Raw genomic sequence first — 24,517 nt, 5'->3', positions numbered from 1 at the left:
GCCAAGGGCTGGTTTCCCGACGGCAGCCGCGACTCAGGCTCCGCCGCTGGCCCGGGCGATGGCGCGCTTGACCACGCCCTGGACGTCGGGGTTCGACAGGAACAGGTCGTGGTTGATCAGCCCGCCGCCATAGTCGGAGGCATCGGCCACGCGCACGCCCAGCGCCTCCAGGCGCTCGCGATCCGCCGCCCCGGCCCGGACCACGCCGCCCGCGATGGCACCCGAGAGTTCCAGGGCGCGATCGTTGGTCGAGGAGATCACCGTGATCTTGTGCACGTCCGGCCCCATCCGCTCGACCGCGCTGGTGAACAGGTCGATGTCGATGTCGGGCGCAGCGAGCACCACCGCGCCGATGCGGGCCATGGCGGCCTCGCCGGCCTCGGCCCGCAGCATGCGCAGGGTCTCGAGGGTCAGCAACGTGCCCATGGAATGGGCGACGATGTTGATGCGCCCGCCGGATGACGAGTTCGCGAGCGCCTTCAGGAGGTCTTCGAACCCGTCGCGCGACCACAGGGCGCTTTCGCGGTCGTAGCCGTAATCGAAGGTGGCCGCGGCCGAGGGCCAGGTGAACAGCGCCGAGGCGCCGCGGAAGCGGATGCCGTCCGAGAGCTTGGCGGCGCTGACCGCTGCCGACTGGAAGCTCTCGCGGTAGCCGTGGACGTAGATCAGGACGTCGCGTCCGAGGGCGGCCTGGGCGAAGGCCGCGGCCGCGCCCGGACCCGTCTCCACCTGCGGCACGGCGGTCACGGCCCAGTCACCGGTGACCACCGAGGAGACCTTGCCGATCAGCGAGCGGTCGGGCGCCGAGAGTCGCACTTCGGCGAAGCTGAGGCCGCGCCCGCGCTCGGAGCTGAAATAGGGGCTCTTCGGGGGCGAGCCGACCGGCTTGCGCGTGGTGGCCACGAGGAGGATGGGGCTGACGTCGAGGGCCGACTGGCGCTCGGGCACCCCGCCGCCCACCGCGTCGCTGACGAGACCGTCGGCCACGCAGCCCGCCAGCCCCGGCGTGAGGCCGGCCACCCCCGAGAGGGCGGCGAACCGCAGGAGCGCGCGACGGGTGGGAGCGTGGGGGCGGATCTCGGATCGAATCATGTCGTGCAAGGCAGCCCTGAACGTGGCGGCCCCGGGGCGGGCCTGACGTGGAGCTATCCTGTCGACGAGGATCGTGACCATGGCGGGGCGTGAGCGTGGCCGTGGCGATGTGGATTGCGGGCACAGGCAGTCCTGTGTCCACGATCCCACAGGGCTCGGACCTGTCTCGGACCCGGCTGGGATCACGACGGTTTGCGGGGGAAGCGCTCCCGCGCAGGCTCGCCCCCCTCGACGAAACCCGGCGGGACCGGCAAAGAAGCAGCCATGGCCGTCTCATCCGCACCCGCCCTCGACATCGATGCCCTGCGCGAGCGGCTGCTCGGGGGAGACCGCGCCGCCCTGGCGCGGGCCATCACCTTGGCGGAGTCGAAGCGGGCCGATCACCGGGCGGCGGCACGGGCGCTCATCGATGCGGTGCTGCCGCACACCGGAACCGCGATCCGCGTCGGCATCACGGGCGTGCCCGGGGTGGGCAAGTCGACCACCATCGACGCGCTGGGCGCCAATCTGACGGCGGCGGGGCACAGGGTGGCGGTGCTGGCGGTCGACCCCTCCTCCACCCGCACCGGCGGCTCGATCCTCGGGGACAAGACCCGGATGGCGCGCCTCGCCCTCGATCCGAACGCCTTCATCCGGCCCTCCCCCTCCTCCGGCACGCTCGGCGGCGTCGCGGCCAAGACCCGCGAGACCATGCTGCTGTGCGAGGCGGCGGGCTTCGATGTGATCCTGGTCGAGACGGTGGGCGTCGGCCAGTCCGAGACGGCGGTGGCCGACCTGACGGACTTCTTCCTCGTGCTGATGCTGCCCGGAGCCGGCGACGAACTGCAGGGCATCAAGAAGGGCATTCTCGAGCTGGCCGACATGATCGCGGTCAACAAGGCGGATGACGGCGAGGGCGAGCGCCGGGCCAGCGCCGCCGCCTCCGAGTACCGCGCGGCCCTGCACATCCTCTCGGCCCCGAGTTCGACCTGGACGCCCCCCGTGGTCACGATCTCGGGTCTGAACAACAAGGGCCTCGACGGCCTGTGGGAGCGGATCGTCGACCACCGCAACAAGCTCACGGCCACCGGCGAGATCGTCCAGAAGCGCCGTGCCCAGGACGTGAAGTGGATGTGGGCCCTCGTCCATGAGCGCCTGCACCAGCGCCTCGTCGGCTCGGCCGAGGTGCGGCGCCAGACGGCGGAGGCCGAAGGCGCGGTGGGACGCGGGGAATCCTCGCCCGCCGCCGGGGCCGAGGCCATCGCCACCCTGATCGGCCTGTAGGGGCCAGTGCCCGGCGGCCTGCTGATCACCGGCTTCGGCCCGTTTCCTGGCGTGCCTCGCAACCCGAGCGCGGCGCTCGCCCGCCGCGTCGGCGCCCTCGCGCGTGCCAAGGTCGGTGGCGAACCCGTGCGGGTCCTGATCCTGCCCACAACCTACGCGGCGCTCCCCGCGATGCTGGAGCCGGCCCTGGCCGAGGCTCCGGCCGCGATTCTGCTGTTCGGGGTCGCGTCCCGCGCCAAGCGGGTCCGGGTCGAGGTGCAGGGCCGCAACCGCACCAGCCGGCTGTTCCCCGATGCCTCGGGGCGGATCGCGGCGCGACCGACGCTGGAACCCGGCGGCCCGGCCGCCCGGCGCTCGCCGGCGGCGGCGCCCGCCCTGGCGATTTTGCGCCGGAGCGGGATCGCCGCGATCCCGTCGCGGGATGCCGGGCGCTATCTCTGCAACGCCACCTATTTCCGCGCCCTCCGGGAGGGGCCTCCGGCGCTGTTCCTGCACATCCCGCTGCCGCCCAGGATCAGGCGGCCGGCCAAGGCCGTTCGCAGGCTACGCCAAGCCCCCGGGGAGACCCTCGCCCAAGCCTGCGCGGAGGTGGCGCGCCGTCTCGTCCTGCGCGCCCGCGCCCGCCGCTGACTTGCGGCTGGCTTGCGGCTGCCTTGCGGCTGGCTTGCCGCTGACTTGCCCCCGCGCAGATCGCGGGGCCTTGGTTTGTCGGTGGTGGTTTGCCGGCGCCGGAAGATTTTCATCTCACCGCATGGGTCCCGTTGGCGCCGTCGGGCGTTCTGTGAAGGTCGGATGCGGGTACCCCGGCCTCGGATACGACTGCCTCGGACGGGCCGCCCGCATCATCCGCGTTGAGGAGAGAGAGAATGGTCGATACGGATCGCATCGTCGGCGCCGCCAAGGAAGTCGGCGGCAAGGTTCAGGGCGCTGCGGGAGACCTCGCCGGCTCCTCGCGCCACTCGGCCGAGGGCCGCTACCGCGAGGCGGAGGGCCGCGCCCAGGACATCTACGGTCAGGCCAAGGACACCCTGCGGGATGTCGCCGACAACGTCTCGGATTATGCCGGCGACGCCTATGAGCGTGGCGGCTCCTACCTGCGCGATGGCGGCCGCGTCGTCAGTCACCGCGTCGAGGAGAACCCCTTCGTCGCCCTCGTGATCGCGGGCGCCGTGGGTTACGGCCTCGCCCTGCTCCTGCACAGCCGCCGCTGATCGCAGGATCGTCACGGCCTCCGTTCCGCCCTCCATCGAGGCAGGGTGGAACGGAGGGTCATGGAACGGAGAGGTGCCGCGCTACTGCGCGGTCCAGCCACCGTCCATCGCCATGTTGGCGCCCGTGATCTGGCTCGCCGCGTCCGAGGCCAGGAACACCGCCAGGGCGGCGACTTGATCGATGGTGACGAAGGCTTTCGTGGGCTGCGCCTTGAGCAGCACCTCGTTGATGACCTCGTCCTCCGTCATCCCGCGCGCCTTCATGGTGTCGGGAATCTGGCTCTCCACCAGGGGTGTCCAGACGTAGCCCGGCGAGATGCAGTTCACCGTGATGCCGTGGGTGGCGAGTTCGAGCGCCGCCGTCTTCGTCAGGCCGACGAGGCCGTGCTTGGCCGCCACGTAGGCCGACTTGTACGGCGAGGCCACCATGGAATGTGCCGAGGCGGTGTTGATGATCCGGCCCCAGCCACGCTGCTTCATGCCCGGAATGGCCGCCCGCATGGTGTAGAAGGCCGAGGACAGGTTGAGGCTGATGATCTGCTCCCACTTCTCCGGCGGAAACTCCTCGATCGGCGCGACGTGCTGGACGCCGGCATTGTTCACGAGCACGTCCACCGAGCCGAAGCTGTCCGCGCCCAGCCGGATCAGCCCCTCGATCTCGCCGGGCTTGGTCAGGTCCGCCGGCGAATAGACCGCCTTCACGCCGAACTCGGCCTCGATCCCGGCCCGCTCCTTCTCGATGTCCTCCGGCTTGCCGAAGCCGTTGATGACGACGTTGGCGCCCTCCTTGGCGAAGGCACGGGCATAGGCGAGGCCGATGCCGCTGGTGGAGCCTGTGACGACGGCGGTCTTGGATGTCAGGATCATGAAAACCTCCTTGAACGCTCTACCGAGGCGGATGCCGGTTCGGCGAGCGCGGGCGAACGAAGCCCGGGACCCATGGTCCGGCGAGCCGGAGCACGGGTCGAGACGTCCGGGCGATCAGGCGAGATAATCGTGCAGCACCTGCCCATAGGGCAATGTGAAGTCGACCACCATGTGTCGGCCTCCGACGATGCGGCGCACGGGCAGGTCGGCCACCCGGCAATTGACGTGCGGGATGAGGTGGAGCCGCGCCTCGCCCTCCCAGGCGCCATGGACGGTGATGTCCTCCAGGCGGTAGCCGACGAGCTGCGCGACCTTGGTCCCGCCGTCGACGTCGGGCAGGAGCTTGAGGTTGACGTTGAGCTTGCCGAGGCCCGCCTTCACCGCGCCGAGATCGTTCCCGAGGCTCCGGTGCTTGTAGGTCATGGTGCCCATCGCCACCCGTTCGTCGTCGTAATGAAGCGTGCCCGTGAGCGTATCCTTGGTGAGCTTGAGGCGCGGCACGCCCCACTTCTTCGGGAAGCCCCAGATCTCACGCCCCGCCGTGATCGGCGGTTCGTCGTCGAGATACATCTGGATCGAGAAGTTGCAGGCCTCGCCCTTGTAGGTGGCCAGCGCGCCCGAGCCGCTCTCCTCGTAATCGCCGAACCCCGAGGAATCCGGCATCTTCATCCACTCGTAGTACACGAGGTTGTCCGGATGCGGCTCCAGCGGCTCGGGCAGGGCCCGGCGCAGGGCGTCCGCATCGGTCTCGTAGGTCACGATCAGGTATTCGCGCCGGAGAAAGCGATACGGCCCGCGCGGATAGCTCGGGCTGAAAGCCGGCATCGAGGGGACCTGAAGAATGTCGTCGCGGGTCACGGGGTCATCTCCCTATGTAGGATGGGATCCCCTGGGCACGCGGGGATCCCTCGGGACGGTGCGGTGGGCTCAATCCCGCGCGTCGCGGGTGAGGTCGAACACGGAGACGCCGCTGGCGTCGTGGGGCCGGTCGCGCCAGGTCGGACTGCGCAGGGAGCGCCGCATGTCGCCGACACCGGCGGCCCAATGCTCCAGCATGGTGGTGCGCGAGAACTCGTAATCCTTCGAGTTTCCCTCGTAGGCCTTGCGACGGTAGATCAGCTGCATGATCGTGACGGCGTTGTCGCGACTGATCCGCCGCAGGAACTCGACGTCGGGATCGCCCTGCCATTCGGGCGGCAGCTTGGCCAGCAGATTGCGGGTCGCGGCCTTGGCCTTGCGGATCTCGATGGTCACGTCGGTGTTGAGCCGGGTCCGGCTGGAGAAGCGGATGTCCTTCTCGCGCTCGGCCGCCTCGATCAGCGTGCGGGGCATGGCTCCGCGCGCGGAGAACAGATCGACCTGGAACACCAGCAGGTCGCGCTGGCTCTCCTCGTCGAGGACGTATTGCAGCGGTGTGTTCGAGACGATGCCGCCGTCCCAGTAGGGCTCGCCGTCGATGGTGACCGGCGGGAATCCCGGGGGCAAGGCCCCGGAGGCCATGATGTGCTCGGGGGTGATGCGGTCGCACCGGTTGTCGAAATAGGCGAAGTTGCCGGTGCGCACGTTGACGGCGCCGACGCTGAGCCGGGTTCGGCCTTCGTTGATCAGATCGAAATCCACGAACCGCTCCAGCGTCGCCCTGAGCGGCCCCGTCTCGTAGTAGCTCAGGGCCTCCGGCGCGCCGGCGGGATAGAGGGTGGCGGGAGGGACGCGGGGGCTGAAGAAACCGGGCACGCCGAAGGTGGCGATCCAGCCCGCGCTCGCCTCGTTGAACGCCGCCCGGGCCTTCTCGCCCGGGAACCAGGGAACCCCGGTCACCGCCGAGGAAACGAGTTCCCAGAAGGCCCTCATCCGCTCGACGCGGCGCTCGGGCGGGTTGCCCGCGATGAGAGCCGCGTTGATGGCGCCGATGGAGATACCCGCGATCCAATCCAGGGTGCGGCCGTCGGCGGCCAGCGCCTCGTAGATCCCGGCCTGATAGGAACCGAGCGCTCCGCCGCCCTGAAGTACGAGGACGTTGGATTCTCCGCTGGGAAATGCCGTCACGACCAGGGCCCTCTCAATCCTCCGAAGCGGGTGTCGCCTCGGCGGGTCTCCCGAGCCGACCCGCCGCCCGCGACCCAACCGATGGTTGCGCGATCCGGGTGATGCCACCATGACGCAGGGCCACCGTGATCGCCATCCAGGGGCGGGACGAACCGCGCTCATTGTCAGCCGAGGTGGGACCGAGGCCCCTCGCAGGACGCACCGATGGTTGACAGGCGGGGCTGCTTCGCCAACACCCCCCGCCCAGTCGCGGCTTTTGCCGCACGCCCTCCGCCGCGATCGTCCCTGACCCGGCCGCCCCGCGCGCGAGGGCGACGAACAAGGATCCCTGACCCATGTCGGTGACGCGCTCCTATCTCGATTTCGAGAAGCCGGTGGCCGAACTCGAATCCAAGTTGGAGGAGCTGAAGACCATGGCGGCGCGCGACGGCGCGGTCTCGATCAGCGAGGAGGTCGGACGCCTGGAGGCCAAGGCCGCCGCCGCCCTGTCCGACATCTATGCCGGGCTGACGCCCTGGCAGAAGACGCAGGTCGCCCGGCATCCGCAGCGGCCGCACTTCATCGATTACTGCGCCGGCCTGATCACGGATTTCACGCCCCTGGCGGGCGACCGGGCCTTCGGTGAGGACCAGGCCATCGTCGGCGGATTCGGGCGCTTTCGCGGGCGTCCGGTCTGCGTCCTGGGCCAGGAGAAGGGCTCCACCACCGAGACCCGCCTGCGGCACAATTTCGGCATGGCCAAACCGGAGGGCTACCGCAAGGCCGTGCGCCTGATGCAGCTCGCCGACCGTTTCGGCCTGCCCGTCCTCGCCTTCGTCGACACGGCCGGCGCCTTTCCGGGCATCGAGGCCGAGGAGCGCGGACAGGCCGAGGCCATCGCCCGCTCGACGGAAGCCTGCCTCGCGCTCGGCGTGCCGAACATCGCCGTCATCATCGGAGAGGGGGGATCGGGCGGGGCCATCGCGCTGGCCACCGCCAATCGGGTCCTCATGCTCGAGCATGCCATCTACGGCGTGATCTCGCCGGAGGGCGCCGCCTCGATCCTGTGGCGCGATCAGGGCCGCGCCGCCGACGCCGCGACCGCCATGAAGATCACTGCGCAGGACCTGCTGCGCCTTGGAATCATCGACGGCATCATCCCCGAGGCCACCGGCGGGGCGCATCGCGGGCGGGAGGCCGCCATCGAGGCCGCCGGTTCCGCCATCGTGGCGGCCCTGACCGAGTTCCAGGGCCTGAGCCCCGACGAAATCCGCGACCGCCGAGCCGCCAAGTTCCTCGACATCGGGCGAAAGCTCTGAGGCACAGCAGACAGATGCGACACCCTGCCGCATCCGAGCCTTGGAACCAATCGGACTTCCTCCTCCAAGCGCCGGCCTGATTTTCGCCACACCTGTGCCGACCGGCGAGGCCGGGAAAGCCCTGCGGAATCAAGCCGGCTGGTGGCCCTGAACCCATCTGCGGGGAAGCCCGGCTCCAATTGCGGCAAGATCGGGGAGATCAAGCGATCGTGACCGCAATCCACATGCGGCCGGGCCGGCCCGCCGCGTCGCCTTGCGGTAACAACCGGGTAAGTTTAACGACGCTAAGGGGTTGGGGAGTGGCATTCCAGGGGTGAGCCCCCGGAACGCGTGACTGAGGATAGGTTCCCCATGGCTATGCGCCCGCTCGTGGCCGCCGGTTTCGCTTTGCTCGCCCTGTCGCTCGGCGCCTGCCAGGACGGTTCGACGGGCGGCGGCGTTCCGCTTCGGGCCCTCGCCCCGGTGTCTCCCAAGACCGTTGCGCTCATGACCCAGAAGGGCATGTCGCAGAACGATCCGATCCTGATCCGCGCCTTCAAGAAGGAAGCGGAGATGGAGGTGTGGAAGCGGGCCTCCAACGGCCAGTACGCGCTGCTCAAGACCTTTCCGATCTGCCGCTGGTCGGGCCAGCTCGGTCCGAAGACCAAGCAAGGCGACCGACAGGCCCCCGAGGGGTTCTACACCGTGACGCCGGGTCAGATGAACCCGAACTCGTCCTATTACCTCTCGTTCGATACCGGCTATCCGAACGCCTACGACCGGGCCAATGGGCGCACCGGCAACTACATCATGGTCCACGGCACCTGCTCGTCGGCCGGCTGTTTTGCCATGACCGACGAGTCGATGGGTGAACTCTACGCCCTCGCGCGCGACTCCTTCGCGGGTGGACAGCGCGCGTTCCAATTTCAGTCCTATCCCTTCCGGATGACGGCGGCGAACATCGCCAAATTCCGCAATGACCCGAACGCGCCGTTCTGGAAGAACCTCAAGGAGGGCTCGGATTATTTCGAGGCTCTGCGCGAGGAGCCGCGCGTGGGCCTCTGCGGCACCAAGTATGTCTTCGGCGGGGCCGATGCGGCGGCCGGCTCCTGCGCACCCAAGGTCGATCCGATGGTCGCCGAGAAGCGCGAGCGCGACAACCGCGAGGTCGCCGACCTCATCGCGAAGGGCACGCCGGCCACCCGCCTCGTCTATGACGACGGCAGCCAGAACCCGGTGTTCCGCAGCCAGCAGACCCCCGCCAACACCCTGACCTTCGCGAGCCTCGGCAAGCCCGAGCCGGAATTGCCGATCGACCCGAAGGAATATGCCCAGCATCGGCTCGGCGACGTCAGCCGCCCCGAGAGCCTGGCGGCCGGCGAGCGCGAGATCGAGGTCGACGCCAAGGGCCGCCCGGTGATGATGGCGACCGCCGCCGCGATTCCGAGCCAGGCCGCCGCCACGATTCCAACCAAAGCCGCCGCGGCGAACCTGTCCAGGAAGGGCGCCGGTCCGGCGGCAAAGCCCGAGCCCGTGGTGGCCGAGCCCGCCAAGCCCGCCCGCGTGATGGTGGCGGATGCGGACGGCGACCCGGCGGCCTACAAGAAGGTGCTCGGGAACCTGTTCAGCAACGGCACACCGGCGACCCCGGCGACCGATGCCGCCACCGTGCCGGCCGTCGCCCCGACGCCTGAGGTCGGCGCGGCCAAGTCCGCACCGAAGCACGCGCCGGCGAAGGCCGCCCATGCCGCGCTGACCCCGACCAAGATGGGCAAACCCACGGACGACAAGGCGGCGAAACCGGCCTCGAAGGTGATCTCGTCCATCGGTGCCTCGCCGAAGACCACGGGGTCCACCACGCCCAAGAACTGACGCGGCCGAGCCCGGATCCTTCCGGCTCAGCGCGTGCCGAGGAGCATCGCTCCGAAGCCGAGGAAGATCCCACCGGTGATGCGGTCGAAGGCACGCCGCAGCGCCGGACGGATCAGCGACGCGGCGAGCCGCCGGCCGCCCAGGGCATAGACCCCGTACCAGAACAGTTCCGCCCCCGCGAAGGTGACGACGAGGATCGCGAATTGCGGCGCTTGCGGTCGCGACGGATCGACGAATTGCGGCAGGAAGCGCTGGCGAAGAGCAGGAGCTTGGGATTGCTCAGACCGATGAGCAGTCCGTCACGATAGAGCCGCCTCAAGTTCACCGATGCCGGCGCACCCGCGGCGCCGGGCATTTCCAACGCCCCGTCGTGGCCGCGCCAAGCCCGGATGCCGAGGATGACCAGATAGGCGACGCCGGCGTAGCGCAAGCCATCGAACAGCACGGGCGAGGCGAGGAGAACCGCACTCAATCCGGCGGCGGAGGCGACGAGCACCAGGATGACGGCGCTGAGGCAGCCCGCCATGGCGGCGACGCTGCGACGGAGACCGACGCGGACGCTGCGAGCCAGAATATGGAGCATGTTCGGGCCGGGCGTGCCGGACAGGAGAAAGACGGCGCTAAGGAACAGCCACCAGGTCTGAAAGGTCACGGCCGGGCACTCCTGATCGCGTACGCTCCGACACCGACGATCGCTCCCGTCCTATCAGGCCTTCGCACGGCATGACGCCCCCACCGACACGCGGGGCAGCCCAGCGTGCAACGAAAAAAGGGCCCCGCGAGGGACCCTTCTCTCCATCGATCAGAGCGATCGATTACATGCGGCGCATCATCCGGCGATCCATACGACGGTGCATCATGCGACGCTCCATATCGCGGCGCATCATCCGACGCTCCATGCGACGGTGCATCATGCGACGCTCCATCCGGCGCTCCATGCGCATCTGCACCGTGGACACGGTCTCGGGGGCGGTCACGCCGATCGGGGCGCCGGGAGCGGCAGAGGCGGAGGTGGCGAGGCTGGCACCGCCGAGCGAGGCGAGCACGGCGAAAGCAAGGGTCAGTTTCCTCACGTGAAGACTCCCATTCTTTTGTGTCCGAGCGCGGCACCCGGTTTGTTCCCGAGGCCACAGGGCCTGGGAAAATCTGTCGCGCACCGGAGTACGCGGCGGACCCCGTTCCGGTCCGCCGCTATCCCAACCCGCAAGTCAGAGATTCGTTTCCTCGAAAGCCCGGACCCATTCAGCACAAATTCCCGAGCGCACGATGTCGTCGAGGGTAAATTCCACCACAGGCACCGGCATCATCCGGCTCTTGATGAGGTGGATGACGGTCCGGAGGCCGGACGTCTCGCGCAGGTCCGTCTGGGACACGTCGCCGTTGATGATCACCTGGCAATCGTCGCCGATGCGGGTGAGGAACATCTTGATCTCGGCCGTAGTGGTGTTCTGTGCCTCGTCGAGGATCACGAGGCAGTTCTTGAAAGTGCGTCCGCGCATCACCTCGAAGGGCACCACTTCGATGTCGCCGGTCTTGACCGCGATCTCGAAGGCGGCCTCGCCCATGCGCTCCTTCATGGTCTCGGTGAGGGGCGCGACCCAGGGGGCGATCTTCTCTTCCAGGGTCCCGGGAAAGAAGCCCAGCGAGCGGCCGGAGGGTACGTTCGGGCGGGTGATGATGACCTTGGCGATGCGGCGCTGGCGGAGCTGGTCCGCGGCGCGGGTGCCGGCGATGTAGGTCTTGCCGGTGCCGGCGGGCCCGAGGACGATGACTTGCTTGTGGAGGGCGAGGGCGTCGAGATACTGCGCCTGCCGGTCGGTGAGTGGTTGGATCGGACTGAGATTACGTTCTTCGTCGAAACGGGTCTTGTGTAGACGGACCGGACGGTCCTCAACGAGTTCAAGTCGTGTACGGCGTCTTTTCATCGATCAACACTCCAACCGGACTTGCCAACCTGGATTCAATCTGAGCCTGACTTGCTGAACTTGCTTCGCGTCATCTTACAACCGATCCCGTTCCGGCGATCCTTTCTGCTTCGCCCGCTTCACAGCCAATCCGGATCTTGCCCGTGAGTTCCGGCAAGGACCATCGTGCCTGTGGATGCCCGTCGCGACCCGGCGGGCCGCGGACCGTTGCGTTGCACGCACCATGCCGCGACGGGCGCGACAGGGGCGTGACAACCACTATTCTTGGCAATGATGTAAAAAGTCTGCGCTGATCCTGGCGCGCCGGGTGCAATGCAGCAACGACGTCGATTGCGTCGGCCCTGTGTCGGCAAAGACGCAGTTTCGGCCCTCATCGGTCGCGCCCCCCGGCGCTTCGCCGGGGCCTCGGGGATCAGGCCGCCTGGATGAAGCTGTCCAGCACCATCTTGCGGCCGGCCTTGTCGAAATCCACCGTGAGCTTGTTGCCGTCCACACCCGCGACAGTGCCGGGACCGAACTTGGTGTGGAACACCCGCATGTCGACCGAGAAGGCCGACGGCGCTCCGGTCGACGTTGCGATCAGTTCGCCCTCGATCTGGCGTGGTCCGCCACGCGCAGCGGTAGCGCGGTTGCCGACGCCGAAGCCGTTGGGGTTCGCCTTGGCGTTCTGCGCCGTGTTGGCCTGCGCCCGCTGCCAGCCCGGCGTGCCATAGGACGAGCCGAACGGAGTCGGGTTGCGATCGAAGCGCGACGCGCCGGCCGAGAAGTGTGCGGGTGCGTCGAGCACATCGACGCTGTCCTCGGGAAGCTCGTCGATGAAGCGGCTCGGGACGGTGGAGGACCACAGGCCGTGGATGCGCCGGTTGACCGCGAAGGACAGCTTGGCGCGCTTGCGGGCCCGGGTGAGGCCCACATGGGCGAGGCGGCGCTCCTCTTCCAGTCCGGCGCGGCCGCTCTCGTCCAGCGCGCGCTGGTTCGGGAACAGGCCGTCTTCCCAGCCGGGCAGGAACACGGTGTCGAATTCCAGGCCCTTGGCGGCGTGGAGCGTCATCAGCGAGACGCGGTCGGCCCCCTCCTGCTCGCTCGCCTCCATCACCAGGGAGACGTGCTCGAGGAAGGCCGCGAGATCGGGGAACTCCTCCATGGAGCGCACGAACTCCTTGAGGTTTTCCAGGCGTCCGGCCGCGTCGGCGGACTTATCCTTCTGCCACATCTCGGTGTAGCCGGATTCCTCCAGGATGGTCTGCGCCACCTCGGAATGCGGCTGCGTACCCACCAGGCGCGACCACCGTGAGAAGCTCTCGACCAGGGCCCGCACGCCGGAGCGGGCGCGGGGCTTCAGCTCGTCGGTCTCGACCACGAGACGGGCCGCCTGAAGCAGCGGCACCCGCTCGGCGCGGGCATAGGCGTGGAGCGCCTGCAGGGTGGCGTCGCCAAGTCCCCGCTTCGGAGTGTTGAAGATGCGCTCGAAGGCGAGGTCGTCGGCCGGGTTGGCGGTGACGCGCAGATAGGCCAGCGCATCGCGGATCTCGGCCCGCTCGTAGAAGCGGGGCCCGCCGATGACCCGGTAGGGCAGCCCGAGCTGGACGAAGCGGTCCTCGATCTCGCGCATCTGCGCCGAGACGCGCACCAGCACGGCGATCTCCGACAGCGGATGCTGCTTGGCCTGAAGGCTCTCGATCGCTTCCGCGAGTTGGCGCGCCTCCTCCTCCGAATCCCAGGCGCCGGAGACCGTCACCTTCTCGCCGGCGACATCCTCGGTGCGCAGGGTCTTGCCCAGGCGCCCCTCGTTCTTGGCGATGAGGCCGGAGGCGGCGCTGAGGATGTGGCCGGTGGAGCGGTAGTTGCGCTCCAGGCGCACCACCACGGCACCGGGGAAGTCGTGTTCGAAGCGCAGGATGTTGTCGACCTCGGCCCCGCGCCAGCCATAGATCGACTGGTCGTCGTCGCCCACGCAGGCGACGTTGCGGTGGCCCTGGGCCAGCAGGCGCAGCCACAGGTACTGAGCGACGTTGGTGTCCTGGTACTCGTCCACCAGGATGTAGCGGAAACGGCTCTGGTAGTTTTCCAGGACGTCGGGGTTCTCGCGCCAGAGCTTGAGGCAGAGCAGCAGCAGGTCGCCGAAATCGGCGGCGTTCAGGGTCAGAAGCCGGGCCTGGTAGGCCGAATAGAGCGTGCCGCCCTTGCCGAAGGCGAAGGCCTGGGCCTCGCCCGGGGGCACCTGCTCGGGCAGGAGGCCGCGATTCTTCCAGCCGTCGATGGCCGAGGACAGGGCGCGTGCAGGCCAGCGCTTCTCGTCGATGTTCTGGTCGACGATGACCTGCTTCATCAGGCGGAGCTGGTCGTCCATGCCCAGGATCGTGAAGTCCGAGCGCAGGCCGACCAGCTCGGCGTGTCGGCGCAGGATCTTGGTGCCGATGGAATGGAAGGTGCCGAGCCAGGGCATGCCCTCGCCGGCCGGGCCGATGAGCCCGCCGATGCGGTGCTTCATCTCGCGGGCGGCCTTGTTGGTGAAGGTCACCGAGAGGATGTCGAAGGGCCGCGCCTTGCCCGTGGCGATGAGGTGGGCGATGCGCGTCGTCAGCACCCGGGTCTTGCCGGTACCGGCGCCGGCGAGCACCAGGACCGGGCCATCCGTGGCCTCGACGGCGCGGCGCTGCTCGGTGTTCAGCCCTTCGAGATAAGGGCTCGCCTGCGGCCGCAGGGAGGCCATGGCACGGGCGGCGATGGAGGTCGGGGCGGCGTCGGAGGCGGAAGCGCCGGCCGCGTCGAGAGGCTTCGTCATCGCGCATCCCTGGACCAAAACGCGAACGGCGTCGAGAGTGATGCCAGTCCCCTCCCGGTCTTCGGGGGTCGGCCGACCGGTCGGTCCCGGTGCCGTTCGGAACGTGCGGCAGGATGCCGAGATTCGGGAAGCCGCCTTTCCATCGACGCGTGGTCTCACCAGATCAGGACGAAACCCCACCGAACAAGGACGTTCCGATGCTCAGCCCCCGCCTGTTTTTCGTCACCGGCCTCGCGCTCCTGACGGCCGGCCCGGCCCTGGCGCAATCCTCGCGCGCCATCGACAGCCTCAACGCCACCAACGACCGGCTCTCCGACCGCAGCCAGCTGCGCGGCATCGAGCAGCGCCAACAATTCGACACCAACCAGACGCGGATGCAGATCCAGCGCAGCGACCTGTTCCGGCCGAGCGCACCCGCGGCACCGATCGTGGTTCCGGGCCGGCGCTGAGCTGCGGCCGGGCCGGGATCGGCGGGACTGACGTAGGCCTCGTGTCGGGCGGAGCGACTTTGACCGCGCCAGGGCTCTGGCGCGCGTCGGCCTCGCCTGTGCTATGTCCGCGAACGGAGCAGGGGCGAGCCCCCGGGTGACGAGGCGGAACAAACACGGTGCGTGACATCCTGACCGCGCTGGCGGGCGCCGTCATCCTGCTCCTCGTTGCGGCCCTCGCCGTCCCACCCTTCGTGGCCTGGGAAAGCTATCGCGCCACCCTCGACCGCACGATCAGCCGTTCGCTGGGCGTGACGGCGCAGACGGAGGGCCGGATCGGCGTCCGCCTCCTTCCCTCGCCTAGGCTGAAGCTCGATCGCCTCCGGCTCGGCGCCGCCGCCGGATCGGCGCCGAAGCTCGATCACCCGCTCCTCGATCTCCAGGGCGTCAGGGCCGAACTTGCACTGGCACCTCTGCTGAAGGGCGAGATCCGCTTCACCGAGACCCGGATCGGCCGGGCCGAGGTCAAGCTGCCGGTCACCGACGGTGAGGCCATAGTACTGCCGGCCCGCGGCTTGGCGGAGGCTCTTCGGCGCGACCTCGCCATCGAGGATCTGACGATCCGGCAATTCGTCCTGACAACCCAGGTGCCGGCGACGGGGCGGACCGAGCAGTTCTATGCCGAAGCCCTGCAGATCTCGGCCCCGGCGCTGGTCGGCCCCTGGCGCGCAGAGGGAACCAGCCGCGGCGTGCCCTTCCGGCTCTCGACGGGCGAGATCGGGTCCGACGGCGTCAGCGTGAAGATCGCCGGCGGTGGCGATACGCGGCCGCGCTTCGAAGCCGATGCCCGTCTCAGCCTTGCGCCCGCCGGAACGGGCGCGTCCGGTCGGCGCTTGGCGACCGTGGTCGCGGAAGGCAGCGCCCGTATCGTCGTCGGGCCACCGGTCCAGGCGGCAGGCGCCTATCTGCCGTTCTCTCTCGGGGGCAAGTTCACCGGGCGCGGCCTCACAGCCCGGTTCACCGATGTCGCCCTGGAGATCGATCCCGGCGGACAGGCCCTGCGCCTCGGCGGCACGGGGCAGCTCGACCTGAAGCAATGGCGCGCCGGCCTCGCCCTCTCGACCCGGCGCCTCGACCTGGATGCCTTCCTGACCTCGGCGGCCGGACAGGCGCTGATCGCGCGCGGCGTTCCGGCGATCGGCGGCCGGAACGGCCTCGGCCTGCCCGTGATGGTCGATCTGGACCTCGCGGTGGAGAGCTTGGCCCTCGGCCTCGACGAATGGTCGCGGCTCGCCGCCAGCGGCACCCTCGACCGGACCGGCGGGGTCGTCCTGCGTCGGCTCGACGTGACCGCGCCGGGTGCGGCGGTGCTCGGGGCCAGCGGCGAGATCGACACCGAAGCGGGCCTGCGCTTCACTGGACGGTTGTCCGTCGACGCCCCGGCCTCCGACGGCTTCGGCCGCTACCTGCGCCGTCTCGGGTTCGAGGGTCCGGCCGTGGCCGTGATGGATGGCCGACCGGTGCAGTTGGCTACCGATCTGTCGGTGGACGCCTTGACGGTGTCGCTGCGCAACCTGCGGCTCGGCCTCGGCGAGGCGCGCGTCACCGGGAATGCCCGCTACGCGGCAGCCGACGGCGCTCATCGGGGGCGGTTCGATGCGCAACTGGTCGCGCAGGGCCTCGACATCGCTACCCTGCCGGTTCTCGGAGGCACGCTGGCCGACCTGCGGGGCCACGATGTCGGGCTCACCCTCCTGGCCCGCGACGTCCGCTACGGCCCGTCCGGCGCGCATTCGGGTGGCGGCACCATCGCGGCCAGCCTCCAGTCGGACGGCCCGAGCCTCGTGGTCGACAGCCTCGACATCAGCGATCTGGCAGGCGCCAACGCCAAGCTGTCGGGACGCATCGATCCGGACGGCACGGGCCGGATCGCCGGGCGGGTCTCGGCAGCGGTGGCCGCCCCCCTGTTCGCGCTCCTCGACCGGGTCTGGCTGGCGGAAGCCCAGCGAATCCCGGCCTTCCTGCGCGCCGGAGCCCTCGACCTTGCCGTCAGCCTCGAACGGGATGCCGGCACGGCCGATACCCTCCGGGTCGCCGCCAAGGGCGAGGCCGCCGGCGGCCCCCTCGACCTCGACCTCCGGAGCCGTTCCGGCCGCATCGACAGCCTGGACCTCACCCTCGCGACGGCGGATGCGGGAACCTGGCTCGGACGCCGCGACATCCCGGCCCTGCGGCGCCCCGGCCGCCTTCGCCTCGTCGGTACGCCCGGCCCCGCCGAAGCCGATGGCAGACCGTCCGGGCTCGCCCTGCGGGTCAGCGCGTCCGTCGCCGACGTCACGATCGCGACGGTGCAGCCCGTCCTGCTGGACGGCCGCCAGAGCCTGCCCAGCGCCGGCGAACTGCACCTCAGCCTGCCGGACGTGGGGCCGTTCCTGACCCTCGCCGGCAGCGCCGTGCCGATTCCGGGCCCGCTTCCGGCCGAGTTCGGTTTGCGCCTGTCCCGGGCGGGGCCGGATGCACGGGTGGGCCTCGTCGGCCGAGTCGACGGCGCGCCCGTGTCGGCCGACCTCACGCGCACGCCGGAGGGCGAAATCCACGGCAGCGCCAGCCTCGCGCGCCTGTCGCTGCCGCTCCTGGCCGCCGCCACGGTCCTGCCGCCCGAACCGTCCAAGGCCGCGGCCTCCGATCCGGCCAGCGCGCGCTTCGCGCCGGTTTCGGCCGCGCAAGCCCCCATCTTCCTTGCCCTCCGGGTCGATACCCTCGATCTCGGACGCGGACTGGTCGCGACCGGCGCAGCCCTGGGTGTCAGCCTCGACGGGGAAACCCTGACCCTCCGCGACCTCGACGCGACCCTCGCGAAAGGTCGGGTCGCCGGCAGCGCGACCGTGACGCGTCACGGCGGCGGGGCGGCCGTTTCGGGCGAAGGCACGCTCACCGATGCGGCGATCTCCACCCTTGCCGGTGGCGGCCCCGTGGCGGGTCGCGTCACGGCGCAACTGCGCTTCGGGGCCTCCGGTACCAGCCTCACCGGCCTGATGAACAATCTCGGCGGCAGCGGAGAGATCACTTTGGCGGGCCTCAGTCTGCCGGGTGCCGATCCGGCGGGACTCCAGCGGGCGGTGACGCGAGTGCTCGGGGAAGACGATCCCCTTCGCGAGGGGCGGCTCCAGGCCCTCGTGGTGGAAGAACTCGGCGCAGGCCCGCTGACGGTGCCGGGGCCGGTCTCCAGCCCGGCAAGCCTCGTCGGCGGAACCCTGCGGGCCAGTCCCCTCACCCTGGAGCTGGGTGTCGCCAAGTGGAGCGGCACCTGGGGCTTCGACCTGCGAACCGCACGTCTCGACGCACGTGGGACGCTCAGCGCAGGACAGGCGCCGAAGGGCTGGACCGGAGCGAACCCGGCGATCCAGCTCGGTTTCAGCGGGCCGATCCGTGCCCCCGAGCGCAGCATCGATGCCGGGCCGGCGACGAACGGCCTCGCGGCCCTGGTGCTCCAGCGCGAACTCGAGAAGATCGAGATCTTCGAGGCCGACCAGAGCGAGCGCCAGCGCCGCCGCGCCCGCATCGAGATGGACAAGGCTCGCGCGGCGGCCCTGAAGGCAGCCGCCGATAAGAGTGCGGCCGAGGAGGCCGCCCGTCAGGCACGGGACGCGCAGGATCGCGAGGCCGAAGCTGCCCGGGAAGCTGCCCGCGAGGCCGCCCGCGAGGCCGCGCGGCGCCTGCGCCCGGAGGCGGAGGCACCGCAGCCCGAGGCGACGCCTCAGCCCTAGAGTTTGTCAGGGATCAGCGGAAACCGGTGATCCCGACCAGACAAACGAAAACGAAGGGCTCGCGAGTCTGGCTGGTTCAGAATGAACCCGACAGACTCGCGAAACCCGGCTCAGGCCTTACCGACGGCCCGGAGGGCAAAGGCCTGGATCAAGCCGACCTCTTCGAGGCGGTCGAAGCGTCCGGCCGCGCCGCCGTGGCCCGCCTCCATGTTGATGCGCAGCAGGATCGGGCCGCCGCCGGTCATGGTCGCTCGCAGGCGCGCGACCCATTTGGCCGGCTCCCAATAGGTCACCCGTGGGTCGGTCAGCCCGCCAAGCGCCAGGATGGCCGGGTACGGCTTCGCCGCGACGTTGTCGTAGGGCGAGTAGGACAGGATCGTCTCGAACGCCGTCAGGCTCTCGCGTGGATTGCCCCATTCGGGCCATTCAGGCGGCGTCAGCGGCAGTTCGCCGTCGAGCATGGTGTTGAGAACATCGACGAAGGGCACGTCTGCGACGATGGCGGCGAAGAGTTCCGGCGCAAGGTTGGCCACCGCCCCCATCAGCATGCCGCCGGCCGAGCCGCCATGGGCCACGATGCGGCCCTCGGCCGTGTAGTTCGCCTCGATCAGCGTCCGGGCGCAGGCGACGAAGTCCGAAAACGTGTTGGGCTTCTTCTCGCGCTTGCCGTCGAGATACCAGCGCCAGCCCTTCTCGGTCCCGCCGCGCACGTGGGCGATGGCGTAGACGAACCCGCGATCGACCAGCGACAGGAGGTTGGTGCGGAAAGCCGCCGGCATCAGCGTGCCGTAGGAGCCGTAGCCATAGAGCAGCAGCGGCGCCGAGCCGTCGAGGGGACAGTCACGGCGGTGTAGCAGCGAGATCGGCACCGTCTCGCCGTCCGGCGCCGTGGCGAAGAGACGGCGGGTGACGTAATCCTCCGGCTTGTGCCCGCTCGGCACGGTCTGCCGCTTCCGCAACTGCCGCGCCCGGGTCACGCAGTCGTAATCGTAGGTCTCGGCCGGCGTCGTCATCGACGAGTAGGTGAAGCGGATCACCGCCGTCTCGAACTCGTGGCCGGGCTGGAGACCCAGCGAATAGGCTTCCTCGGCGAAGGTCACCACGTGCTCGCTGCCCTGCGTGTCCCGCACGACGATCCGAGGGCGTGCATTCTCGATCTCGAGACGGACCAGATGGTCGGCGATCACGTGCTGATGGCGGATCATCACGCCGGGTCGATGGGCGATGACGTCGGTCCAGTTCTCGCGCGCAGGCGCTTCCAGGCGGGCGGTCACGATCTTGAAGTCCTCGGCACCCTCCGCGTTGGTGAGGATGAAGAGGTGATTGGCCCAGTTCTCGACCGAATAGATCAACAGGGGCTGGCGCGGCTGCACCACCATCAGGGTTCCGTCGGGCACCCGCCGGTCCAGCAGATGGACCTCCGAGGTCTCGTGATCGCTGGCGGTGACCGTCAGAAAATCGCCCGACTGCGTCTCCTCGATATGCACGAAGAAACCGGAATCCGGCTCCTCGTAGACGAGGGTGTCGGCCTCCTGCCCGGTGCCGATCCGGTGGCGCATGACCCGGGCGGGGCGATGGTTCTCGTCGACGGCGACGTAGAAGAACGCCTGGTTGTCGGCCGTCCAGACGACCTCACCGGTGGTCGCCTCGATGCGGTCGGGCAAATCCGCTCCGGTCTCGAGCGTGCGAACCCGGATGGTATGCAGTTCCGATCCCTTGGTGTCGGCGCTCCAGGCCAACAACGCGTGATCCTCGGAGTGGACCGCCGAGGCGATCTCGAAGAAGGCGAGTCCCTCCCCCTCCCGATCCCCATCGAGGAGGATCACTTCCCCCTCCTCCGGCCCGCCATCCGCCGCCGTCTCAGCCCCCTGACCCGGCATGACGACGACGGTGCGCGGGCGCCGGCACACCAGCGGATGCTGGCCGCCCTCACGATGCCGGGTGTAATAGGCATAGGGCCCGTCCGGCTCGGGCACGCTGCTGTCATCCTCGCGGATGCGCGCCCGCATTTCGGCGACGAGCGTCCGGCGCAGGTCCGCGCTCTCGGCTAGAGCCGCTTCCGAGTAGGTGTTTTCAGCCGCCAGATACTCCCGAATACTATCAGGCAAAGCGGCAGGATCTTTCAGGACGTCGCGCCAGTTCTCAGCCTTCAGCCAAGCGTAATCGTCGCTCAGCACACGACCATGAACCTCGTAGCTGTGCGGCCTCACATCCGCGATCGGAGCAACGGAGGGCGTGAAAATCGATACGGACTGGGACGCCATCGCGAAAATCCTGTCACAGGTGCGTGAGAAGGGGCCGTCTCGGTCCCTTCGTCCTGCCATGTGGCCCGGACGAGGCCGACAGGCAAGCAGCCCGGAGACAGGCTCACCCTCTGCCGGATCGGCACGGACAAGATTGCCAAATCGACCCGCCAAGTGGCCCGAGACCATCCCTCAATGGTTTCGATGTCAAATTCTGGTGATCAGAGATTGTTGAAATATTGTTCTAAGGTGTTGCTTAAGATTACCGAAGACGCGCATTGCCGTCTTGCGACCTGATCAGGAATAGCATATCCAGAAATCGTGGCGGGCGAAGTTGCTGCGCATTCTATAGCGCATGCGGGACAGATAGCGATGCGGTGGAACCGATCCGCAGAGCCTATGGGCGTGGACGCGCAAGCGTTCGAACTCCCTGTAACCCTTTCAAACGCATCGCATTAGGAGAATTCTTCCGATCATGAGCGACATCGAACATTCTGCGGATTATGTCGAGCTGACCGTCGACATTGTTTCAGCTTATGTGAGCAACAACCCGGTGCCTTCCGGTGAGCTGGCGCAGTTGATCACGCAGACCCACAGCGCTCTGAAGCAGATTGCCACCGGTCAGATCGAGGCGAAGGCCTCGTCTGCACCGCTTCAGCCGGCAATCTCCGTGAAAAAATCCATCACGGCAGACCATATCATCTGCCTGGAAGATGGGAGGACCTTCAAGTCGCTGAAGCGTCATCTGCGCGCGAAGTACGACATGAGCCCGGAGCAATACCGCGCCAAATGGGGCCTGCCGTCCGATTATCCGATGGTTGCTCCGAATTACGCCAAGGCGCGCTCCGACCTGGCGAAGGCGATCGGCCTTGGCCAGACCCGGAACGGGAATTACGACGAAGCCGCCTGAACAGGCCGCGACCGGCCTCCGGTCGATGCGATCGCTACCGCGGCGGGGGTGTCGACCCCCGTCTCGGGGACCGATCCCAGGATTGTCTGGTCCGGGCGCCGACGATGCGCCGAACCGGAATCGTTTTTCTGGAAAACGCGTCAAGACTTGATCTAGGCTTTTTTTCCCTTACTATCGACGACATGGCGCTTGCCCGCCACCGTTCTGAGTAATGGAACAAATCATGAACAAATCTCGCACGACCCCGCCTCTCGCCATCACGACCCCGTCGACCGACCGCGGCACCGGACGTGATCCGTCCGCTCATCCCGAGGGGACGGCGATCGGCCCGGAGGCCAAGCGTCTGCTCGCGGCTTTGGCACCGGAAGGCGCCTATGCGCTTCCCGATTCCACCGACGCCGAGGGCTGGATCGTTCGAGAGGGAGGCAGAGGGATTTCGGTCGGAGGCGGCCGGTTCCGCCAGGGCGCCGGGGCCGAACTGCTGGCTCGGGATCTCGCGGAACGCGGCACGGGCCGGCGTGCCCGGCTGACGATCAGTCCGGCCGGACGCGCCCGCTTGCGGCGCGAGAGCGCGGGCGCCCATCCGCCCTATCTCGCCCAGCATCTCGAACTCGTGGGACGGGGTCCCGGGCCAGACCGACCCGTCCGGGACGCCACGGAAAGTCCTCTCGCCTGGATGGCACGCCGACGCGACCGCGACGGTACGCCTCTCATCGACGCGACCTGCTTCGAGGCGGGCGAACGCCTGCGCCGCGATCTCGCGGGGGCGGCGCTCATGCCCCGGATGGGACAGGACTGGAGTGGCGTGAAGGTCGATGGTTCGGGTCCGCGCGATCCGGCCGCCGGGTCCGACGCGATGCTGGCTGCGCGCCAGCGCGTGCGTGCAGCCCTCGGTGCCGTCGGTAACGACCTGTCCGGATTGCTGATCGACCTCTGCGGCTTCCTGAAGGGGCTGGAGCGGATCGAGGCGGAGCGGCGATGGCCGGCACGCTCGGCCAAGGTTGTCGCTCGTATCGCCCTGGCACGGCTGGCCGAGCATTATGGCCTGGAGCGCGAGGCCGTGGGGCCGAACCGCAGCCGCCTGCGCCAGTGGCGTGAGCCGGTCGCAGGCTTGAACTGAGGCGGTGCGCCTTGCCTCAGGCTGCCGTGAGACGGACCGCATCCCGGTGGATGCGCTCCGCCATGGCGCGAACGCCGTTGGAGCGCTTCGAGGTAAGATGGGCACCGAGGCCGATCTCCTTGAAGACCTGGAAGACGTCGACCTTTGCGATGTCTTCCGGCGTCTTGCCGTCATGAAGCGCCATCACCAGGGCGATCAGTCCCTTGGTGATGACCGAGTCGCTGGTTCCCCTCAGATGGAGGCGGGGCGGCTCCTGCGAGCGATCGATGTGCGACTCGACCCAGACCTGACTTTCGCAGCCGTGGACCCGATTGTCCTCGGTCAGCATGTCCTCGGGAAACGGCGGCAGGGCACGCCCCAGTTCGATCAGATACTCGTAACGGTCCGGACCCTCATCCAGGATTCCGAAATTGTCGACGATGGTCTCGATGGGTGGAAGCATGGTCCGGGTGGGCTCGCCTGGGTCGGATGTCTTCTGCGTCGGGTGTCTTCTGCGTCGGGTGTCTTCCGCATATAGTCCCTGCGCGCGCCAATGCGATCCTCAGGACGGCTGAGCCAGCACCTCCGGCAATTGCAGTTCCAGGGGCTCGGCGGCGGTGCCGACGCCCCGCACGGCGATCTCGGCCTGCGACGCATAGGCGGCGATCAGGCGCGGACCGAGGTTCGGCACCTCGAGCTTCCCCGGCGCGGCGCCCTCGCCCGCACCGGACACGATGTTCAGCCGCACCGGACCGCCGGCCGCCGCATCGATCTGGATCGCGATGGCACAGGCGACGGATTCAGCCGTGGTGTCGAGGCACTCGGACACCACTTCGGCCACGATCATGCCGAGGGCATTGGCGGTGCGCGGCTCGACGAGACTGGTCCCGCGTCCGCCGACGGTGACACCGATCCGCCCGGCCCGGCGCAATTGCCCGAGGCCGGAGGCGAGGCGGTGCAGGTAGTCGCGCAGGTCGATGGAGGCGATGTGCGGCGCTTCGTGCAGGTGCTGCTGCACCAGCGCGATGGCGCGCACCCGTTGCCCGAGTGCCTCGAAACTGCCCCGGCACGGAGCCGGCGCGGCACGCCCGTAGAGACCGATCAGGCTGACCATCACTTGGAGGTTGTTGCGGACGCGGTGGTAGACCTCGGCCAGCAAGGCCTCCTTCTCCACCAGGGCGCGCTCGGAATCCTCCTCGGCGTGCTTGCGATCGGTGATATCGAAGCAGGTGCCCAGGAATCCGACGAAATCGCCGTTCTCCCGCAAGGGCTTGGCCGTATCGAGAAGCCACCGGTACGCCCCGTCGTGACGCCGGAGACGGAATTCGGCCGTGAAAGGCTCCTGCGCCTCGAACGCCTTCGCCACGAGGGCGGCGTGACGCTCAAGGTCGTCGGGATGGAGACCGCGGCGCCAGCCGTGGCCGAGTTCCTCGTCCGGCGACCGGCCGGTGAAGGCCAGCCAGGATTCGTTGTGATGAACGGCGGCGCCGTGATGATCGGCACGCCACATCATCAGGGGCACGAAATCCGCGAAACGGCGGAATTCGCCGCACCCCATTACGCTCACCGATGCCGCCTCGGTCGACGGTGTGTCCGCGGCCATGATACTTTGATCCACCCGTTCCTGGTACCGACCCCGCCATGGCCAGTGCCGGTCAACGTGCCGGGCATGGGCCCGTTCCGATCCTACGTTGTGACGAACGCCGTCATCCCCAGGGACCTGTGCCGATCG

20 protein-coding genes and 1 pseudogene are annotated in these 24,517 nt (G+C 68.8%); 9 read left to right on the top strand and 12 right to left on the bottom strand.

Translation table 11 applies throughout. The features are described 5' to 3' along the window. Positions 1 to 33: 33 nt before the first annotated feature. Positions 34 to 1,092, bottom strand: coding sequence for an alpha/beta hydrolase (locus tag ACV7NL_RS06625; protein WP_200935857.1), 1,059 nt, complete (start codon positions 1,090 to 1,092; stop codon positions 34 to 36). A gap of 264 nt (positions 1,093 to 1,356) precedes the next feature. Here ACV7NL_RS06625 and meaB point away from each other — a divergent pair, with 264 nt between their 5' ends. The 3 genes from meaB to ACV7NL_RS06610 all read left to right on the top strand — a co-directional run bounded on the left by meaB (position 1,357) and on the right by ACV7NL_RS06610 (position 3,566). Continuing rightward, positions 1,357 to 2,355 carry a methylmalonyl Co-A mutase-associated GTPase MeaB gene (meaB, locus tag ACV7NL_RS06620; protein ID WP_463355226.1) on the top strand — a complete coding sequence of 333 codons (999 nt, stop codon included), beginning with the start codon at positions 1,357 to 1,359 and terminating at the stop codon, positions 2,353 to 2,355. A 6-nt stretch (positions 2,356 to 2,361) separates the two neighbouring features. Continuing rightward, complete coding sequence (locus tag ACV7NL_RS06615; RefSeq protein WP_463355225.1) at positions 2,362 to 2,985, top strand: pyroglutamyl-peptidase I family protein; 624 nt, start codon at positions 2,362 to 2,364, stop codon at positions 2,983 to 2,985. A gap of 236 nt (positions 2,986 to 3,221) precedes the next feature. After that, positions 3,222 to 3,566, top strand: a complete 345-nt coding sequence (locus tag ACV7NL_RS06610; RefSeq protein WP_056178674.1) for a CsbD family protein — start codon at positions 3,222 to 3,224, stop codon at positions 3,564 to 3,566. Positions 3,567 to 3,647: 81 nt separating this feature from the next. Here ACV7NL_RS06610 and ACV7NL_RS06605 read toward each other — a convergent pair whose 3' ends face one another. The 3 genes from ACV7NL_RS06605 to ACV7NL_RS06595 form a co-directional block, all read right to left on the bottom strand. After that, positions 3,648 to 4,433, bottom strand: coding sequence for a 3-hydroxybutyrate dehydrogenase (locus ACV7NL_RS06605; RefSeq protein WP_056483572.1), 786 nt, complete (start codon positions 4,431 to 4,433; stop codon positions 3,648 to 3,650). A gap of 114 nt (positions 4,434 to 4,547) precedes the next feature. Then, entirely contained in the window at positions 4,548 to 5,291 is a 744-nt protein-coding gene (locus tag ACV7NL_RS06600) for an acetoacetate decarboxylase (RefSeq protein ID WP_056178667.1), read from the bottom strand. Between the two features lie 69 nt (positions 5,292 to 5,360). Next, positions 5,361 to 6,479, bottom strand: a complete 1,119-nt coding sequence (locus ACV7NL_RS06595; protein WP_244476918.1) for a patatin-like phospholipase family protein — start codon at positions 6,477 to 6,479, stop codon at positions 5,361 to 5,363. A gap of 335 nt (positions 6,480 to 6,814) precedes the next feature. Between ACV7NL_RS06595 and ACV7NL_RS06590 the strand changes: the two genes are divergently transcribed. Together ACV7NL_RS06590 and ACV7NL_RS06585 are read left to right on the top strand one after the other, a co-directional pair. Further along, positions 6,815 to 7,777: an acetyl-CoA carboxylase carboxyltransferase subunit alpha gene (locus tag ACV7NL_RS06590; RefSeq protein WP_056178664.1), complete on the top strand. Its 963-nt coding sequence runs from the start codon at positions 6,815 to 6,817 to the stop codon at positions 7,775 to 7,777. Positions 7,778 to 8,128: 351 nt separating this feature from the next. Continuing rightward, positions 8,129 to 9,628, top strand: a complete 1,500-nt coding sequence (locus ACV7NL_RS06585) for a L,D-transpeptidase family protein (RefSeq protein WP_463355224.1) — start codon at positions 8,129 to 8,131, stop codon at positions 9,626 to 9,628. A gap of 26 nt (positions 9,629 to 9,654) precedes the next feature. Here ACV7NL_RS06585 and ACV7NL_RS06580 read toward each other — a convergent pair whose 3' ends face one another. The 5 genes and pseudogenes from ACV7NL_RS06580 to ACV7NL_RS06560 form a co-directional block, all read right to left on the bottom strand. After that, positions 9,655 to 9,825 (bottom strand): hypothetical protein, encoded by a 171-nt coding sequence (locus tag ACV7NL_RS06580; protein ID WP_463357066.1) that lies wholly within the window; start codon positions 9,823 to 9,825, stop codon positions 9,655 to 9,657. A gap of 65 nt (positions 9,826 to 9,890) precedes the next feature. After that, positions 9,891 to 10,280: pseudogene (locus ACV7NL_RS06575) on the bottom strand (LysE family translocator); the annotation flags it as partial. A gap of 163 nt (positions 10,281 to 10,443) precedes the next feature. Then, positions 10,444 to 10,701 carry a hypothetical protein gene (locus ACV7NL_RS06570; protein WP_056178656.1) on the bottom strand — a complete coding sequence of 86 codons (258 nt, stop codon included), beginning with the start codon at positions 10,699 to 10,701 and terminating at the stop codon, positions 10,444 to 10,446. Between the two features lie 135 nt (positions 10,702 to 10,836). Then, positions 10,837 to 11,553: a PhoH family protein gene (locus ACV7NL_RS06565; protein ID WP_056178653.1), complete on the bottom strand. Its 717-nt coding sequence runs from the start codon at positions 11,551 to 11,553 to the stop codon at positions 10,837 to 10,839. 412 nt (positions 11,554 to 11,965) lie between these two features. After that, positions 11,966 to 14,338 carry an ATP-dependent helicase gene (locus ACV7NL_RS06560; protein ID WP_247636927.1) on the bottom strand — a complete coding sequence of 791 codons (2,373 nt, stop codon included), beginning with the start codon at positions 14,336 to 14,338 and terminating at the stop codon, positions 11,966 to 11,968. A 197-nt stretch (positions 14,339 to 14,535) separates the two neighbouring features. On the opposite strand from ACV7NL_RS06560, the gene ACV7NL_RS06555 reads away from it, so the two are divergent. After that, the gene (locus ACV7NL_RS06555; RefSeq protein WP_247636928.1) at positions 14,536 to 14,787 is read left to right on the top strand and encodes a hypothetical protein; all 252 of its coding nucleotides are present in this window, start codon (positions 14,536 to 14,538) and stop codon (positions 14,785 to 14,787) included. A 158-nt stretch (positions 14,788 to 14,945) separates the two neighbouring features. Continuing rightward, on the top strand, positions 14,946 to 18,533 hold the full coding sequence (locus ACV7NL_RS06550; RefSeq protein ID WP_463355223.1) for an AsmA family protein: 3,588 nt from the start codon (positions 14,946 to 14,948) through the stop codon (positions 18,531 to 18,533). 110 nt (positions 18,534 to 18,643) lie between these two features. On the opposite strand, the gene ACV7NL_RS06545 is transcribed toward ACV7NL_RS06550, so the two are convergent. Continuing rightward, a complete protein-coding gene (locus ACV7NL_RS06545) occupies positions 18,644 to 20,797 on the bottom strand; it encodes a S9 family peptidase (RefSeq protein WP_463355222.1) in 2,154 nt (717 codons plus the stop codon). 454 nt (positions 20,798 to 21,251) lie between these two features. Between ACV7NL_RS06545 and ACV7NL_RS06540 the strand changes: the two genes are divergently transcribed. Both ACV7NL_RS06540 and ACV7NL_RS06535 read left to right on the top strand, forming a co-directional pair. Beyond that, positions 21,252 to 21,686 carry a Ros/MucR family transcriptional regulator gene (locus tag ACV7NL_RS06540; RefSeq protein WP_056178636.1) on the top strand — a complete coding sequence of 145 codons (435 nt, stop codon included), beginning with the start codon at positions 21,252 to 21,254 and terminating at the stop codon, positions 21,684 to 21,686. Positions 21,687 to 21,909: 223 nt separating this feature from the next. Next, the gene (locus tag ACV7NL_RS06535) at positions 21,910 to 22,806 is read left to right on the top strand and encodes a DUF6456 domain-containing protein (protein ID WP_463355221.1); all 897 of its coding nucleotides are present in this window, start codon (positions 21,910 to 21,912) and stop codon (positions 22,804 to 22,806) included. A gap of 16 nt (positions 22,807 to 22,822) precedes the next feature. Here ACV7NL_RS06535 and ACV7NL_RS06530 read toward each other — a convergent pair whose 3' ends face one another. Further along, the gene (locus tag ACV7NL_RS06530) at positions 22,823 to 23,248 is read right to left on the bottom strand and encodes a SufE family protein (protein WP_056178633.1); all 426 of its coding nucleotides are present in this window, start codon (positions 23,246 to 23,248) and stop codon (positions 22,823 to 22,825) included. A 99-nt stretch (positions 23,249 to 23,347) separates the two neighbouring features. Next, a complete protein-coding gene (locus ACV7NL_RS06525) occupies positions 23,348 to 24,388 on the bottom strand; it encodes a sensor histidine kinase (protein WP_056178631.1) in 1,041 nt (346 codons plus the stop codon). Positions 24,389 to 24,517: the final 129 nt, after the last annotated feature.

Source organism: Methylobacterium sp. Ger2507 (assembly GCF_055231875.1).
This window is presented reverse-complemented; position numbering and strand designations above follow the sequence as displayed.